We start from the raw sequence: 253 nt of genomic DNA on the forward strand, positions 1-253 counted from the left end.
GTGGGCGCGGGGTTCGACGCGGACGCCGTGGCCGCCATGCAACGCTGGCCGCTCGCTTTCCTGTTCATGGCCATGATCATCTGGGCCATCATGGTCGTCAGCGGGCGGGTGCTGGCGCGGTATTTCGGCTTCGATGCGCGCTCGGCCTTGCTGGCGGCGGCACCCGGGCACCTCAGCTTCGTGATCGCCATGGCGGCGGACACCGGGGCGGACCTGACGCGGATCGCGGTCAGCCAGTCGGTGCGACTGCTGG

1 protein-coding gene is annotated in these 253 nt (G+C 70.4%); it reads left to right on the plus strand.

The features are described from left to right. The coding region (locus A3728_RS12950) for an AbrB family transcriptional regulator (RefSeq protein ID WP_150120782.1) at positions 1–253 on the plus strand (253 nt) is incomplete at both ends.

The sequence above is a fragment of the Sulfitobacter sp. HI0040 genome (assembly GCF_001634885.1).
In the GTDB taxonomy this organism is placed as follows: Bacteria; Pseudomonadota; Alphaproteobacteria; order Rhodobacterales; family Rhodobacteraceae; genus Sulfitobacter.